At 44.9% G+C, this 15,839-nt stretch carries 12 protein-coding genes; 5 read left to right on the forward strand and 7 right to left on the reverse strand.

From position 1 onward, the window contains the following. Positions 1-15 precede the first annotated feature (15 nt). The gene (gene galE / locus ACU01J_RS09515; protein WP_481085480.1) at positions 16-1,035 is read right to left on the reverse strand and encodes a UDP-glucose 4-epimerase GalE; all 1,020 of its coding nucleotides are present in this window, start codon (positions 1,033-1,035) and stop codon (positions 16-18) included. A gap of 374 nt (positions 1,036-1,409) precedes the next feature. Between galE and ebgR the strand changes: the two genes are divergently transcribed. The 4 genes from ebgR to ACU01J_RS09535 all read left to right on the forward strand — a co-directional run bounded on the left by ebgR (position 1,410) and on the right by ACU01J_RS09535 (position 7,862). Further along, positions 1,410-2,396: a transcriptional regulator EbgR gene (gene ebgR, locus ACU01J_RS09520; protein WP_481085481.1), complete on the forward strand. Its 987-nt coding sequence runs from the start codon at positions 1,410-1,412 to the stop codon at positions 2,394-2,396. 290 nt (positions 2,397-2,686) lie between these two features. Beyond that, positions 2,687-5,776 carry a beta-galactosidase subunit alpha gene (ebgA, locus tag ACU01J_RS09525; protein WP_481085482.1) on the forward strand — a complete coding sequence of 1,030 codons (3,090 nt, stop codon included), beginning with the start codon at positions 2,687-2,689 and terminating at the stop codon, positions 5,774-5,776. Between the two features lie 3 nt (positions 5,777-5,779). Further along, positions 5,780-6,232: a beta-galactosidase subunit beta gene (locus ACU01J_RS09530; protein ID WP_481085483.1), complete on the forward strand. Its 453-nt coding sequence runs from the start codon at positions 5,780-5,782 to the stop codon at positions 6,230-6,232. A 193-nt stretch (positions 6,233-6,425) separates the two neighbouring features. After that, entirely contained in the window at positions 6,426-7,862 is a 1,437-nt protein-coding gene (locus tag ACU01J_RS09535; RefSeq protein ID WP_481085484.1) for an amino acid permease, read from the forward strand. A 117-nt stretch (positions 7,863-7,979) separates the two neighbouring features. Here the strand turns inward: ACU01J_RS09535 and ACU01J_RS09540 are convergent, their stop codons facing one another. Both ACU01J_RS09540 and ACU01J_RS09545 read right to left on the reverse strand, forming a co-directional pair. Beyond that, positions 7,980-9,023, reverse strand: a complete 1,044-nt coding sequence (locus tag ACU01J_RS09540) for a hypothetical protein (protein ID WP_481085485.1) — start codon at positions 9,021-9,023, stop codon at positions 7,980-7,982. 165 nt (positions 9,024-9,188) lie between these two features. Next, positions 9,189-10,100, reverse strand: a complete 912-nt coding sequence (locus tag ACU01J_RS09545) for a LysR family transcriptional regulator (protein ID WP_481085486.1) — start codon at positions 10,098-10,100, stop codon at positions 9,189-9,191. 107 nt (positions 10,101-10,207) lie between these two features. Here ACU01J_RS09545 and chrA point away from each other — a divergent pair, with 107 nt between their 5' ends. Continuing rightward, positions 10,208-11,353 carry a chromate efflux transporter gene (gene chrA, locus ACU01J_RS09550; RefSeq protein ID WP_481085487.1) on the forward strand — a complete coding sequence of 382 codons (1,146 nt, stop codon included), beginning with the start codon at positions 10,208-10,210 and terminating at the stop codon, positions 11,351-11,353. A 53-nt stretch (positions 11,354-11,406) separates the two neighbouring features. On the opposite strand, the gene ACU01J_RS09555 is transcribed toward chrA, so the two are convergent. From ACU01J_RS09555 to ACU01J_RS09570, 4 genes are read right to left on the reverse strand one after another with little or no spacing between them, the layout of a single operon-like run. Then, positions 11,407-12,414, reverse strand: a complete 1,008-nt coding sequence (locus ACU01J_RS09555) for a tetratricopeptide repeat protein (protein ID WP_481085488.1) — start codon at positions 12,412-12,414, stop codon at positions 11,407-11,409. A gap of 9 nt (positions 12,415-12,423) precedes the next feature. Next, positions 12,424-13,368 carry a type II secretion system F family protein gene (locus tag ACU01J_RS09560; protein ID WP_481085489.1) on the reverse strand — a complete coding sequence of 315 codons (945 nt, stop codon included), beginning with the start codon at positions 13,366-13,368 and terminating at the stop codon, positions 12,424-12,426. Position 13,369: 1 nt separating this feature from the next. After that, positions 13,370-14,338 (reverse strand): type II secretion system F family protein, encoded by a 969-nt coding sequence (locus ACU01J_RS09565; RefSeq protein WP_481085490.1) that lies wholly within the window; start codon positions 14,336-14,338, stop codon positions 13,370-13,372. Between the two features lie 11 nt (positions 14,339-14,349). Continuing rightward, positions 14,350-15,831 carry a TadA family conjugal transfer-associated ATPase gene (locus ACU01J_RS09570; protein ID WP_481085491.1) on the reverse strand — a complete coding sequence of 494 codons (1,482 nt, stop codon included), beginning with the start codon at positions 15,829-15,831 and terminating at the stop codon, positions 14,350-14,352. Positions 15,832-15,839: the final 8 nt, after the last annotated feature.

Consider the following 15,839-nt stretch of genomic DNA (forward strand, 5'->3'; position numbering starts at 1 on the left):
ACGCTGCGGCTTCAATTACGCAGGGGAATAGCCGTGCGGGTTATTTGACTGCCATTTCCACGTATCGGCCGTCATCTCATCGACACTGCGAGTGGCTTTCCAACCGAGTTCTCGCTCCGCTTTATCAGTACTTGCCCAGCACTCAGCGATGTCACCTGGGCGACGCGGGCACATTTCGTAGGCAATAGGTGCACCGCAAGCTTTACCAAACGCATCAACCATTTCTAAAACACTGGAACCTTTGCCTGTGCCTAAGTTGTATATGTGCAGGCCGACCTTTTCACCGACAGCCTTTAACGCCGCAATATGCCCGTCGGCGAGATCCATTACATGGATATAATCGCGAACTCCTGTTCCATCTGGGGTTGGGTAGTCATTGCCAAAGACGGATAGAGACTCACGACGACCCACCGCAACTTGGGCAATAAATGGCATCAGGTTATTTGGAATGCCTTGTGGATCTTCGCCCATGGTGCCGGATGGGTGTGCCCCAACCGGATTGAAGTAACGCAGTAAGGTAATGCTCCAATCGTTTTCTGCGTTGAACAGATCGCTCAAGCACTCTTCCACCATGTACTTGCTGCGACCATATGGGTTGGTTGTTTGACCTGTAGGAGAATTTTCAGTAATTGGCACCACCTCTGGATCACCATACACTGTCGCAGAAGAGCTAAAGACAATACTTTTCACCCCTGCTTTACGCATTGAGCGCGCTAGTACTAGGGTGCCGTTAACATTGTTATCGTAATATTCGAGTGGTTTGGTGACAGATTCCCCTACTGCTTTTAATCCAGCAAAATGAATGACCGCTTTAATATCGTGTCGATTGAACACCTCATCTAAAAAGGCTTCGTCTCGAATATCGCCTAAGTAAAACAGCGGCTTTGTCCCTGTTAGCGCTTCGATACGATCTAATACCGCGTCTTTTGCATTACATAAGTTATCGATGATGATCGGCTCCATCCCCGCTTTGATCATCTGCACGCAGGTATGACTGCCTATGTATCCCATTCCGCCTGTAACAAGAACTTTCACGTTTCGCTCTCCTACTCTATAAGCTTTTTTACGATCATTTCAGTGCCGCATGGGCATGCCACACTCTTCAATGACAAAAAGTCTATCAGTCACAACAGGGAGAGATCCGTGATCAATTTCTCGTTATGTAAACGTTTCCACAAGATTCTCATAATAAGGCGACCAAAAGACCTTAAATGGCTTACATTTAGTAAAACTACCTTTACAGAATCCTAAAAGCTTATAATTTCGTCAATAAAAGCGCATTTGCGAGGAAAAACGGTTCCTTGATAAGGATTTTTACTAAAAATTGGTGATTACTGCGTTGGATTGATTACAATGAAAGGCAATAAATAATGCCCAGTTTTAGAGCACGTATAGGGATATTAGAATTAATGGCAACACTTAAAGATATTGCAGGTGAGGCAGGCGTCTCTTTAGCGACGGTGTCGCGAGTACTAAACGACGACCCTACTCTCAGTGTAAAAGAAGAGACAAAGCACCGAGTCCTAGAGATTGCCGAAAAGCTCGAATACAAAACCAGCAGCTCAAAAAAAGCCATCTTAGCGCGAAAACAGAACCACCACTTCTTAGCACTGTACAACTATAAGCAAGAAGCCGAGATCAACGATCCCTACTACTTATCGATTCGTCACGGTATTGAAACTCAGTGTGACAAGTTAGGTATTGAACTAACTAATTGCTATGACAACGATATTCAGTTGGGTGAAAGTAAGATCTCTGGTGTGCTTTTGGTCGGTCGCAGTAACTCTAAAACATTAGCTGAGGTTAAAAAGCTGACCGATAACATTTGCTATGTCGACTTCAGTGACAATGACTCCAACTACGATTCAGTCGACATTGACCTATCTCGTATCAGCAAAGAAATCACTGACTTCTTCATTGAGCAAGGCTATCAACGTATCGGCTTTATTGGTGGCCAAGATGTAGCAAACACACCTGACATTCGTGAAGTCGCCTTTGCGGAATATGGCCAGCTAAAGGATGTCGTGTCACTGGATGATATCTATCGTGGTGAATTCACTAGCTCATCCGGCTATAAACTGGCGAAGGAAATGCTCGCTAAACCTGACTACCCAAGTGCACTCTTTATCGCCTCTGATTCGATTGCTATCGGTGTACTCAGAGCTATTCACGAGCATGGTTTGAATATCCCGCAAGATATCTCGCTGATTAGTGTCAATGATATTCCGACCGCTAAGTTTACTTTCCCGTCTCTATCTACGGTGCGTATCCCTTCTGAAATGATGGGGGTTCAAGGGGTAAACTTATTGGTCGAAAAGTCTCGCGACGGAAGAGCGCTGCCGCTACAAGTTTACGTACCAAGTAAATTAAAGTTGCGTGATACAACCAAACACTAAAAAACTGACCCAATTAATAATATAAGGCACTGATTACAGTGCCTTTTTATTTATCTTCTTATATTTCCCCTTAGATAAATCACGCTCTCCCTCTCCTTTTACGGCTCACTAATCACTCTTTTAATTAGATCACACCTTTCACGCTTAGGCTGTCTCAAAGCGTGATCTAGTTAAAGTAAAACGTTTTCACTAATTTTATTTAGTAAAACTTTTACTAATATATTTTCCAGATACTCATAGAGCTGCATTTTGATTAGAACGTCGGCATCGCTAGCCGAGGGAGAATAAACGTGAACAACTGGGAAAACTTCCTTCATCTACATGAGAATCGTATGGCACCACGTGCTTACTTCTTCTCATACAACTCAGTTAAGACTGCCCAAACATTCCAGCGTGAGCTAAGTAGCCACTTTATGCTGTTGAGCGGCCAATGGAACTTCAACTTCTTCACTAACCCAATGTTGGTTCCTGAAGAGTTTTACTCACAAAAAATGGATCAGTGGGGACAAATTACCGTTCCTAACATGTGGCAAATGGAAGGCCACGGCGACCTTCAATACACAGACGAAGGTTTCCCATTCCCAATTGACGTCCCTTTCGTCCCATCCGATAACCCGACCGGTGCTTACCAACGCACTTTCACTCTAGGTGAAAACTGGAACGACAAACAAACCATCATCAAGTTCGACGGTGTAGAGACTTACTTTGAAGTGTATGTAAACGGTGAGTATGTTGGTTTCAGCAAAGGCAGCCGTCTAACCGCAGAATTCGACATTTCTAAGTATGTACAACAAGGTGACAACCTTCTTTCTGTGCGCGTGATGCAGTGGGCTGACTCTACGTACATTGAAGACCAAGATATGTGGTGGACTGCGGGTATCTTCCGTGATGTTTACCTTGTTGGTAAAGAGCAAGTTCACGTCCAAGATCTGACTGTTCGCACTGATTTCGCCGACGATTACCTTGCGGCGACCCTTTCTTGCCAAGTAGAACTTGAAAACTTAACCACCTTACAAGCTTCCGGCTATGCCCTTGATTACGCCCTAATGGATAAAGGTCAGGTTGTTGCACAAGGCTCATGTAGCAACCTGACTATCGACGACAAGGCGCAGACTCGCTTTGAGATTGAAATGGACAGCCCTACTCACTGGACGGCTGAAAATCCATACCTTTACCAACTGGTTGTAACCTTAAAAGACAACCTAGGTAAAACCCTTGAAGTTATCCCGCAACGCGTTGGTTTCCGCGACATTAAAGTGCGTGACGGCCTGTTCTACATCAACAACCAATACGTGATGCTGCACGGGGTAAACCGCCACGATAACGATCATCTAAAAGGTCGCGCTGTCGGCATGGATCGCGTCGAAAAAGATATCGTGCTGATGAAGCAACACAACATCAACTCAGTACGTACTGCGCACTACCCTAACGATCCTCGCTTCTACGAACTGTGTGACATTTACGGCCTGTTTGTGATGGCGGAAACCGATGTCGAAACCCATGGCTTTGCCAACGTTGGCGATCTAAGCCGTATCACTAACGATGCAGCGTGGGAAGCCGTCTTCGTCGAGCGCGCTGAACGTCACGTACACGCGCAGAAAAACCACCCTTCGATCATCATGTGGTCTCTGGGTAACGAGTCTGGCTATGGCTGTAATATCCGCTCTATGTACGAGGCGACTAAAGCAATCGACGATACGCGCCTAGTGCACTACGAAGAAGATCGTGATGCCGAAGTAGTAGATGTAATTTCAACTATGTACTCACGTGCTCAACTGATGAACTATTTCGGTGAATTCCCGCATGAAAAGCCACGCATCATCTGTGAATACGCTCATGCAATGGGTAATGGCCCTGGTGGTCTAACCGAATACCAAAACGTGTTCTACAAGCATGACCATATTCAAGGTCACTACGTTTGGGAATGGTGTGACCATGGCATTCTTGCTCGTGATGAAAAAGGCGAAACCTTCTACAAATACGGTGGTGACTACGGCGATTATCCAAACAACTACAACTTCTGTATGGATGGTCTGGTCTACCCTGATCAAACACCGGGCCCTGGCCTGAAAGAGTACAAGCAAGTGATCGCACCGGTGAAAATCCGCGCGATTGATGAGCAAGCGGGTAAGTTCATCGTAGAGAACAAACTTTGGTTTACCAACCTCAATGATTACACCATCACCGCTGACATTCGCGCTGAAGGTGAAACACTGCGCACAGTTCAGTTCAAAGTCGAAGAACTTGCAGCTAACTCAGCGCGCGAAATTGAAATCGCTATTCCTCAGCTTGATGAGCGTGAAGTTTTCATCAACTTCACAGTACGCAAAGACTCACGTACGCTTTACAGCGCGGCGAACCACGACATTGCAATCTACCAATACCAACTAAAAGAGAACACAGCGACAGAAGCTGCGTTTAATAACCACAACGCTACACCACTTAACGTAGAAGAGAGCCGCCTTGACTACCTAATCTCAGGTAACAACTTCGCGCTTAACTTCTCGAAGGTAAACGGCAAGCTGACTTCTTGGATTGTGAATGGAGAAGAGCTGATCAAGTCCCAGCCAAAGCTGAACTTCTTCAAACCAATGATCGACAACCATAAGCAAGAACATGAAGGTCTGTGGGAGCCTGCCCACCTACAAATCATGCAAGAGCACTTCCGCACACTAAATGTTGAGCAAGTGAACGGCAAAGTAGAGATCACGACCACCAGCATTATTGCTCCTCCTGTATTTGATTTCGGCATGCGCTGTGAATACCGCTACCAAATCAATGCGGAAGGACAACTTAATGTTGAACTGAGTGGCGAGCGTTACGGTGACTACCCTCATGTCATTCCAGTAATTGGTTTAGACCTTGGCATCAATGGTGACTTCGACCAAGTGAAATACTATGGCCGTGGCCCTGAGGAGAACTACCAAGACAGTAAACAAGCCAACATGATTGATATTTACCAAAGCACAGTTGCTGACATGTTTGAGAACTACCCGTTCCCACAAAACAACGGTAACCGTCAACATGTTCGCTGGGCCGCACTAACGAATCGCAATGGCACAGGTTTATTGGTTAAACCTCAACAAGAAATCAACTTCAGCGCTTGGTTCTACACCAACCAAAACCTGCACCAAGCGCAGCATACGATTGAGCTAGAAAAGAGTGGCTACATCACGCTCAACCTCGACCACAAGTTGATGGGCCTAGGTTCTAACTCTTGGGGTAGCGAAGTGCTTGATTCATACCGCCTCTACATGGACGAATTCCGCTACGGACTGACCCTAATACCACTTCAAGCGGGTGACTGCAGTGCACAAATGATGGCGCAACACCGCTTCGAACAAGGTTTCTTTACTTCAACTACAGCAAATGAGGCTTAACCCATGATCGTGTTAGAGAGCTTAGAGCAATTCAAAGTGGTTTACCGCGATGGTCGTAAATGGAACCGCTGCGTGGAAGCAATCGACAACATCGCCAATATCAAAGATGGCGTGATGCATTCGATTGGAGACTCATTGGTATACATGATTGAAGACGGCACTGCTGGTAATACCGAAACCTTTGAAGGGAATCGTCGCTACTTCGATGTGCATTACTACCTAGAAGGTCGCGAAACCGTCGAGTTTGCTGACAAATCTCAACTAGAGCTTGTCGATGCTTATCGCGATGAAACCGACCGTGAATACCTAATCGGTCATGGCGAACAGCGTGAACTGCATGAAGGCCAAGTGGCGATTTTCGACAACAGTAAAGCTTACCGCTTCCATGGTGATAACCGCGTACGCAAAGTCGTGCTCAAAGTCACTATCGAAGATGGTTACTTCCTAAATAAATAAACACAACACACTGGGTCAGTATTTCTGGCCCAGCCAATAACTACTACAACCGGAGGCATCAAGGTCACAAAAGCATGCATGGGCACTGGATCCTATCGCGACTTCGCATACTATGCGCGCTGGATGACAGAACGCTCAATCGCACAGTGACTTGATGTTCGAAGGGAATTGACGTGATTCATCGGAGGACACTATGTCTGAATCTATGCGCGGTAAGTTAGGCAAATTCGCCCTACTTTCCATGACATTTGCAGCGGTATTCAATGTTCGCAACATTGTAAACAACAATATCGAACTGGGTTTAAGCTCGGCACCTATCTTTTTGCTTGCAACCCTTGTCTACTTCATCCCGTTCGTCTTTATCATTGCTGAATTTGTTTCAGCAAACAAAAACTCAGAGTCAGGCATGTATGACTGGCTGAAGAAGCCACTTGGCTCAAAAGCCGCTTACCTTGGCTCATTCCTATACTGGTTCGTAAACCTGTTCTGGTTCGTATCCCTATTACCTAACGTTATTGCTTACGCATCATACGCAATGCTGGGCTACGAGTACGCCTTCTCACCTATGGTCACGTCTGCAATCTCTATCGCTCTATTTGCGGCGGCGACTCATATCTCAACCAAAGGCGCATCTTGGTTAGGTAAGATCTCTGAAATCGTGGCTTACGGCGTATTTGCCCTATTTGCTATCTATGTTATTGGTGCACTAATGGCGCTGGGCGGCAACCACGAACCAGTACAACCAATCACACTTGAAGCGATGACACCAACCATCAACTGGGCAACGCTAGGAATCATGTGTTGGATCTTCCAAGCGGCGGGCGGTGCTGAAACTGCAGCGGCTTACCTAAATGACGTAAAAGGCGGTCACAAGTCATTCATCAAAGTGATCATCGCAGCTGGTGTTGCTATCGGCACAATGTACGCAGTTGGTTCACTACTGGTAAACGTATTCGTTGCTCGTGAAGACCTTACGTACGCAGGCGGTATGGTTGAAATCTTTACGGGTATGGCTCAATACTTCAACATCTCTGAGTCACTGGTTGGTCGCTTCGTCGGTATCGTTCTATTCGTTGCGATGTTCGGCTCAATGATGATGTGGACAGCGGCACCGGTAAAAATCCACTTCTCTGAAATTCCAAAAGGCGTTTACGGCGAGAAAACAACTGAGCTAAATGAACACGGCGTTCCTGTGCGTGCAGCTTGGTGGCAATTCGCGTTCGTATTCGTAATGCTTATCGTCAACGGTTTCGGTTCAGAATCAGTGCAAGATATGATGAACACAGCAATCAACCTGACTGCGGGTACCGCAATGCTACCACCAATCTTCATCATGATTGCTTACTTTGTTTTCCGTCTGAAACATGATGATACGCCACGTGACTTCCGCATGGGCACACGTAAACAAGGTATGGGTGTAGTATCAGTACTGATCACTATCTTTGTCGTCAGCATGACCGCATCAGCATTCCCGTCAGGTGTCGACCTAGTGAGAGCCTTCTTCATCAATGTGTTTATGACGGCAGTATTCTCGGGTCTAGCTTGGTGGTGGATCTCTCGCTTTGAGAAAAAACAGACAGCTAAGCTTGATAAACAGCCAAGCCAATCCACTGTTCCGCAAACAGACTAACTTTCCCCAAATACTAAGGGTAAAAACTCTAGGGTTAGGATACAGCCACTTTAAGTAGGCGTAACCTCGATAAACACAATCAGCACCTAAGCTCTCACTTAGGTGCTGATTGATTAATTATGAGTGACGAGCACTAATATCAGACGGGCCAAAGAAGCGAGTAAATAGACTCACACTTTTTAGTTGTTCTGGGGTCATATTAGGGTTTAAAGCTGGGTCTTTCTCATTTGGATACAAATTACAGCGGCCTAGAGGGTTGTTTGTATTTGCTTTATCCCATTCGTCCATAAATTTTGGACATCCAGTCAAATTCATTCCACCTGGCCAAGTGATCGCTTGCACGTAATAAGGGATATTATTAGGCGTCATATCATTAAATCCATCATGGCTATACCCCCAAGTATGGGTTAATTCATGCAATAGTAATGAAGCACTATTATGCAGCTGTGCAGGGCTACTAGTAGTAGAGTCATTCGCCATACCTGACGCACTTAAATACACCTCAGGGCGTTGGATTTGCCCAAATGCATCCCCCCCAGAAGTTTTATTCACAAGGTAGAAGTGGTAACGGTCTGTCTTAGAGTCTCCATCATTTTTCCACTCCTTAATCGCTAAATTCACTACGGTTTTAAATTGTTGATAATTTTGTGGAGGAACGCCAGCATCAACCGACTGCCAACCCGAAGAAAACGCATGTGAGTTAAGCTTATCCAACCCAGCATTATTAAAACGGTCGATAAACGCTTTGCTATTAATCACAAAAGCGATTTGGCCGAGCATACGACGCACATTCTGCTGTTGTTGTACAGACCAATTAACCGGACCGGAAATAGATTGGTTAAGCCCTGCTGCAATTGGAGTCGCCGGCTCAAACGTATAAGTTAAATTCGCCATCAACGGATTTTCTGTTTGTACCACGGCTAACGCATCCGCATGATGATATTTAACTACATATTGCGCATCATCATCCAAAAGGTGAAACTTGGCTTTTAATTGAGCAACGATCTCAGTATTACTTAATACTTTTTGTGGATTCTGCGGATTCTGCGGATTCTGCGGATTCTGCGGATTCTGACCATTATTTCCAGAACCACCATTACACCCTGCTAATAAACCAGCGGCTAACAACAGTGTTATCAATTTGATTTTGTTTGCAAACATACACTCGCTCTTTGGGCTGTTCGTTTTATCGTTAATTTACGCGGTAAAGTAGTGGCAAACCCGCTTAGAGTGGTTAAATCTGTGTCAATTGCCCGCAATTTTCTCACCTATTATGGGCAAATCTAGTTGGTAGGTTGGCTCTACCTGCCAATAAACAATAATGATTTATTGGCGGACTGTGTCACTCACGACACGACGAATCCAGCGATTTTTTTCCTCATGCTGACTCACCTTCAGGTAGAGCAGACGAATATCAAAATCAGGAATGTCTACCGGTGACTCAAGAGCTTTTAGATCATGAGTGTAGGCTTCCATTTCAGCAAAACGCTTAGGGACAATACAGATCAACTGGCGGCCCAATAACAAGCGGCGAATGGTCAGGAAATTGCGTGATGCGACACCTACCCTGCGCTCATAGCCTAACTTCGCCAATCGCTTATCGACTTGAGTTTGCAAACTGCCATCAGGGCTAACCAATGCATGTTCCAGTGCAACAAAAGATTCGATGCTCATCGGCTCTGAAACGTTAACCGCAGAGGGATCAAACAAACACAAATGTTGCTCGGTATATAGGTGCTCCGATAAGAAACGACGATTTAAGTTTTCTATGCTGCCAATCACCACATCCAGCGACTCACTTTCTGCAATTTCGACGTAATTACTGCGGTTAACGTTGTAAAAACTCACCTGACAATTTGGCGATTCCCGCTTGATAGCATCGTATAGCAATGGGGCGAACAGCTGCTCAGCATAGTCCGTTAACCCAATACGCCAAACACCTGCATAACTGCTAGGGGTAAAATGCTTTTTAACCAATAGATCGTTTTTAATGTTCGCTAATAACTGGTCAATCACAGGTGCAATATCTTGAGCGTGCTGGGTAGGCTCCATTTTACTTCCCACTCGTTCAAACAGAGGGTCATCAAACAAAGCTCGCATTCGTTGCAGAGTGTGACTCATCGCCGACTGGCTGACAAAACAACGCTCCGCCGCCAAACTAACACTGCTCGACTGATACAAGGCTTGAAAGGCCACCAGCAGGTTAAGGTCGACCCCTTTCCAATTAAACTCTTTCATCCATGCCATCCCATATGATTCATGATGATCATTAAAACTATCAATTTGAGTCATTCTAGTTGATTCATTACATTATGGGCAGTATTTGTTAATCGAGTAACGTGACTATGTTGTCCATTTTTAAAACCTTTTTCTTGTTAGGCTGGATTAGCTTTGGCGGTCCTGCTGCCCACATTGGCTACTTTCGCAATACGTTTGTAGAGAAGCTTAAGTGGTTAGAAGATAAAGAGTACGCGCAAATTGTCGCGTTGAGTCAATTCTTACCGGGGCCAGGATCAAGCCAAGTCGGCTTTGCTTTAGGTTATAAACGCGGTGGATTACCGGGTGCCTGCATGGCCTTTATTGGCTTCACCTTGCCATCTGTACTGATCATGCTCGCTCTGGCAATACTTAGTAGCCAACTAACCGAAACCACACTGTTTCAAAGCATTGTTCATGGATTAAAGCTACTAGCGGTCGTCGTCGTCGCTGATGCCGCATGGGGAATGTACAAGAATTTCTGTAAAGATAAGCTGTCGGTTAGCTTGTGTCTTATTACTGCCATAGCGCTACTAGTGGTACCAAGCATTAGCACGCAAATCATCGTATTACTCTTCGCAGCCCTAGTCGGGATGAAGTTCCTTGGCAATCAAGAACAAAACTACACTGGTAAGTTTGAACCGTCGTTTTTACCATTGGCTTTGTTTGGTCTGCTACTAATTGGCCTACCTTTCGTTGCAGCAACGATACCGATGCTGGGGCTGTTTAACGACTTTTTCCAAGCTGGTAGCCTAGTGTTTGGTGGCGGCCATGTCGTCCTTCCATTGCTACAAAACATTGTTGGTGACCAACTAAGCCAAGATGCATTCCTAACAGGCTACGCGGCAGCTCAAGCTGTTCCAGGCCCAATGTTCACCTTTGCTACCTATATTGGTTACGAACTCATGCCTCAGTCACCGATTGTTGGTGCTCTTGTTGCGACAATTGCGGTGTTTTTACCCGGATTCTTACTGCTACTGGGTGTACTTAAAAACTGGCAATCGCTGGCTAAGAACCCAAAAGTGTCTGGCGCGGTCAATGGCGTTAATGCAGCCGTTGTTGGCCTGTTAGTTGCCGCGCTCTATCAACCAGTCTTTACCAGTGCTGTAGTCAACGCCTGGGATATTGCCTTTGTGCTGATTGGTTTTTATCTACTAAAACAATTAAAACTACCAATCGTGTGGATGGTAGCTTTCTATATCGTAGCCGGGATTGCCGGCGGTTACCTCGCTTAACACCAGCAAGGTTTAAAATATAAAAAAGGGAGAACATGGTTCTCCCTTTTTGATCATTGCTTGTCTGAAGCTTCACCCTCTCTCACTAAGGCTAAGGCTCGTTCTAGGTTCTCGTTTGCAACCTTGTAGTAAGTACTCTTAGTATCAATCGCTTGTTGTAGATAAGGAATTGCTTGGTCGGGCTTACCTTGGAGGAGCAGAAAGTAGCCAACATTATTAAGCGCTTCTGGCTTATCCATATGACGAGAGAAAACGTTGATCGCCCGAGTGATCTCCCCTTTTGCTAAATAGATCAAAGCAAGGTTATTCAGAGCTTTATCATCACCTGAATCTTTATCTAGCGCTTCTAGGGTAAACCTTTGCGCCTTGCGGTAATCACCCGACATATAAAACGAATAACCGACATTGGTTAATGTTTTCGCTGAATTAGGTTCAATGCTTAGTGCCTGTTTGTAGAATGCCTGAGCCAGTGAATGATCTTTTTCCAGATCAGCGATGACTCCCATTCCCATATAAGCGAACTCTGGTGATTTAGCGTCACTTTTGAGCTCAGCGACTTCTTTCGAAGATTGAAGGTCTTTGCTAACCAAAGTTTCACTGCTACCAAAACGAATTTGATCGGCGTTGATTGCCCGTAAAAAATAGCTCTTACCTTGGTTGATATCGCCATTTTTACTGTATATAGACCCTAACTGCTCCAATACTTGAACATTATTCGGATTTTCTTCCAGTGCTAACGAGTAAGCTTTATCCGCTAAAGGTAGATTACCACGAGACTGGTGAATTCGGCCGATGTTATACAAAGAGCGATCTCTAAATTGACCATTTTCAAAAGCAAGTGAGCGGATGTATTCATACAAAGCTAAATCAACATTACCGCTACTCAGTGCCGTATCACCACGCATAATCGCTTCTTTCTCTGTCTTAGGAGGCTCTTCGGACGATAAGGTATCAATTGGCTTACCATCATATAAAGAGGTATCTAGACTTGGTTCTTGAGAGGCACAAGCTGCAAGTAAAAGTGTAAAAAACAGAGTGGCAACAACTTTAAATCCTTTCATAATTTGTCCTTATTTCCCCATAGTTGAGGTGAATAGCAACATTGAGGGCCCAATCGCAACGATAAAGAAACAAGGCCAAATGAAAATCAGCAGTGGGAAGATCATTTTAGTTGGAATCTTAGCTGCTATCTCCTCGATCTCTTGATTGCGCTTGTCACGATAATCTTCAGTATATTCACGTAATGTTTGCGATAAGCTACCACCAATTCGTGACGCATGAGCCAGCATAGTCACTAGACCTGCAATTTCCGTTAGACCTGTCCGCTTAACGAGATCATTAAACGCATCCGACATCTCGACACCAGCATTTATTTTGACGCACACCGTATCCAGTTCGTCAGCAAAGTCTGGATGCGAAATGGTTAATTCATCAGCCACTCTTCTGAGAGCCGCATTAAAACCTAAACCAGATTCAGTACAAACCACCAGCAAATCGAGCGCATCTGGAATACCACTACGAACTCTTGACTGCCTTTTATCAACCATCATACTCAAGACAACATTTGGGCAATAAAGCCCAAAAGCGACACTACCAATCATCGCAACATTACGCATCGACATCTCTGGGGCGAAAAAATAAATACCTGCCGCCATCAAGAAGCCAACCACCATTGAAATACCTTTCATCGCGTAGAAAAATGTCAAAGCACTGGCATCATGGTAACCGGCATGCATCAACTTAACGCGAATACTTTCGCTCTCCTTGGAGTTTGAAGATTTCATTGCTGGCGCTAACGATTCTAAAGACTTTTCTAATCGACTGCCTTTTTTAAGTGTGTCTGATCGAGTTGCATCTTTTAATCGCGCAAGTCGGCTTTTTAAAGGTGATTTAGAGCTTATTAGAATCAGAGAGATGGTAAACATCAGCAGTACTGTCGCAACTAATATCACTGCAAGAAAAAAGGTCTGTTCATCAATCTCGTAAGATGAAATTAGATCGAATATTGATTCCATATCACACCTCGAAATTAATGATTTTTCGTATCCACAGTGAGCCTATAAACAAACTCACCACGCCACCACTCACAATTTTCATGCCTCTAGGATCAGTATAGAGTGGTTCTACATAACCCGGATTAATGACACTAAGAAAGATGAAAAGAACGAATGGAGACAGTACTAATATCCACGCAGATAGGCGACTCTCAGCAGAAAGCGTCTTGATCTTCCGTTGTAACTTAAAACGTGAGCGCAATACTTTGGACACCTTCTCTAGGTTTTCAGAAAGATTACCGCCAGTCTCCTTTTGTAAAATTACCGCGCTGGAAAAAGCTAACATAGATACCGTCGGCGTTCGCTCTGCCATTTGCATGATAGCCATGCGCATGTCGTATCCATAGTTGAGCAAATTGAACATGTTCTTGAACTCGACACCAATTGGCGCAGGCATTTCTAAACCGACTTCATTAAACGCCTGTGTCACTGGCTGACCTGCTTGGAGCATACGGCGCATAATGTCCAATGCCTCGGGGAGTTGCTCCTCAAACGCAGATAAGCGATCTGAAATTTTTTTACTTAACCAAAAATACAAGCAAACCCACACACCGACAATGGCTGCTAGGCCGACATAAAAAGGTTGACCAATAAGCAGGGCGATTAAAAAGCCACACAGTGATAAACAGCTCGTCACAAGAAGAGTTTGGGTTAAACTCCAGTCGTAACCGGAAAGCTCAATCAATTTCTTAAGTGACGAGAAGGCTGCAATTTTCACTAATCGCCTATCCCACGGTGTTAAGCTCTTCAAATAATGCTCTTGTAGCAAAGAACGCGCTTCTTCATCCAGCTTAGATTGAGATTCTTTCAGTCGTTCAGAGAGTTCTTTATGCTTAGCCTTACTACCAGCAGCAGGAAGGATTAACGCTTGTGAAATAAACACCACGGCGAAAAAAAGTAAAACAAAAAAGAGCGTTGCATCCTGCTGCATAACTCCCTCCTTTATGAGATTGACTCATTAAAAATTTCAAATGGTAGATGAAGACCTTTTTTCGCCAATTGATCGTGACATTGAGGCACAACACCCGTCGCCGTAAAATGTCCGAGAACATTCCCCTCTTCATCCATTCCTTTACGGTGAAACTTAAAGATCTCGGACATGGTAATGATCTCGCCTTCCATGCCATTAATTTCGCAGATACTCACCATTCTCCGCTTACCATCTTCTTGACGTTCCATCTGTACGACTAAATGAATTGCTGAAGCGATCTGGGAGCGAAGGTTTTTCGCTGACATATTCCAACCTGCCATTGCAAACATATTCTCTACCCTAGAAAGAGCATCACGCGGCGTATTCGCGTGAATAGTCGCCAACGAACCATCGTGACCGGTATTCATTGCCGCTAACATATCGACAGCTTCCGCACCACGTACCTCCCCGAGCACAATTCTGTCGGGTCGCATACGTAATGAGTTTTTCACTAAATCTCGCTGGGTTATTTCCCCTTTCCCTTCGAGGTTAGCTGGACGTGTTTCTAATCGAACCACGTGAGGCTGTTGAAGTTGGAGCTCTGCCGAGTCTTCAATGGTAACTATGCGGTCATCCGCAGGGATAAAGTTGGAAAAGATATTTAATGTGGTGGTTTTCCCCGAACCTGTACCGCCGGAAATAAGCACATTCATCGCCCCATTGACTGCCGCTTCAACAAACTTTGCCATTTCAGGAGAGAGAGAGTTGAAGTTCAATAGGTTGTCCATATTAAGTTTTTCCACCGCAAAACGACGAATAGATACCGATGAACCATCAAGTGCGAGTGGAGGGATGATCGCATTGACACGAGAACCATCCGCCAAGCGAGCATCCACCATAGGTGAAGCTTCATCAACACGTCGGCCAACTTGGCTAACAATGCGGTCAAGGATATTCCTTAAATGACGTTCATCAAGAAAGGTATATGGCGTCAGTTCAAGTTTACCTCTTCGCTCAACGAATACGTGTTTAGGCCCATTAACCAAGATATCAGACACCGTGGCATCATTGAGTAGAGGCTCTAGTGGCCCCAAGCCAAACACTTCATCTTCGATTTGTTGAATAACGCGCTTACGCCCTTCTGCACTCAAGGCATGAGTCTGGTCATCTGCCATTAATTGAACGATGGCATCATGGAGCTCTTTCTTAGCTCTTTCATTCTCCAAACTTGCCAAAAGACCCAAGTCCAACGTTTCAAGTAAGCGTTGGTGGTAATAGTGTTTGACCGATAGCTCTAGTTCTAATTGCTTTTTAGCTTCCTCTACAGCGTGACCTTTCGCCTCTGCTTCCAAGCGTTTACGCTCCTGAAAAGACTCTGCTGCCTCTTTCGGGGGAGTTGCGTCAGCAATAGATGCTTGCGCAACGGATACAGCTTGCTGCTGTTTTTGTTCTTTTTCTGCTTCGGCAACTTTTTGCTGTAAATCTGGATTTATATTTTTCCTTTTGAAGAACATGAAAGCTC

This window comes from Vibrio sp. 2433-A1 (assembly GCF_056726085.1).

Bases quoted from the DNA above. Each gene is read 5' to 3' on its own strand.
- ACU01J_RS09555 (WP_481085488.1), bottom strand. From the start codon at position 12,414: ATGAAAGGATTTAAAGTTGTTGCCACTCTGTTTTTTACACTTTTACTT.
- ACU01J_RS09565 (WP_481085490.1), bottom strand. From the start codon at position 14,338: ATGCAGCAGGATGCAACGCTCTTTTTTGTTTTACTTTTTTTCGCCGTG.
- ACU01J_RS09535 (WP_481085484.1), top strand. From the start codon at position 6,426: ATGTCTGAATCTATGCGCGGTAAGTTAGGCAAATTCGCCCTACTTTCC.
- ebgR (WP_481085481.1), top strand. From the start codon at position 1,410: ATGGCAACACTTAAAGATATTGCAGGTGAGGCAGGCGTCTCTTTAGCG.
- ACU01J_RS09570 (WP_481085491.1), bottom strand. From the start codon at position 15,831: ATGTTCTTCAAAAGGAAAAATATAAATCCAGATTTACAGCAAAAAGTT.
- chrA (WP_481085487.1), top strand. From the start codon at position 10,208: ATGTTGTCCATTTTTAAAACCTTTTTCTTGTTAGGCTGGATTAGCTTT.
- ACU01J_RS09545 (WP_481085486.1), bottom strand. From the start codon at position 10,100: ATGAAAGAGTTTAATTGGAAAGGGGTCGACCTTAACCTGCTGGTGGCC.
- ACU01J_RS09530 (WP_481085483.1), top strand. From the start codon at position 5,780: ATGATCGTGTTAGAGAGCTTAGAGCAATTCAAAGTGGTTTACCGCGAT.
- ACU01J_RS09560 (WP_481085489.1), bottom strand. From the start codon at position 13,368: ATGGAATCAATATTCGATCTAATTTCATCTTACGAGATTGATGAACAG.
- ACU01J_RS09540 (WP_481085485.1), bottom strand. From the start codon at position 9,023: ATGTTTGCAAACAAAATCAAATTGATAACACTGTTGTTAGCCGCTGGT.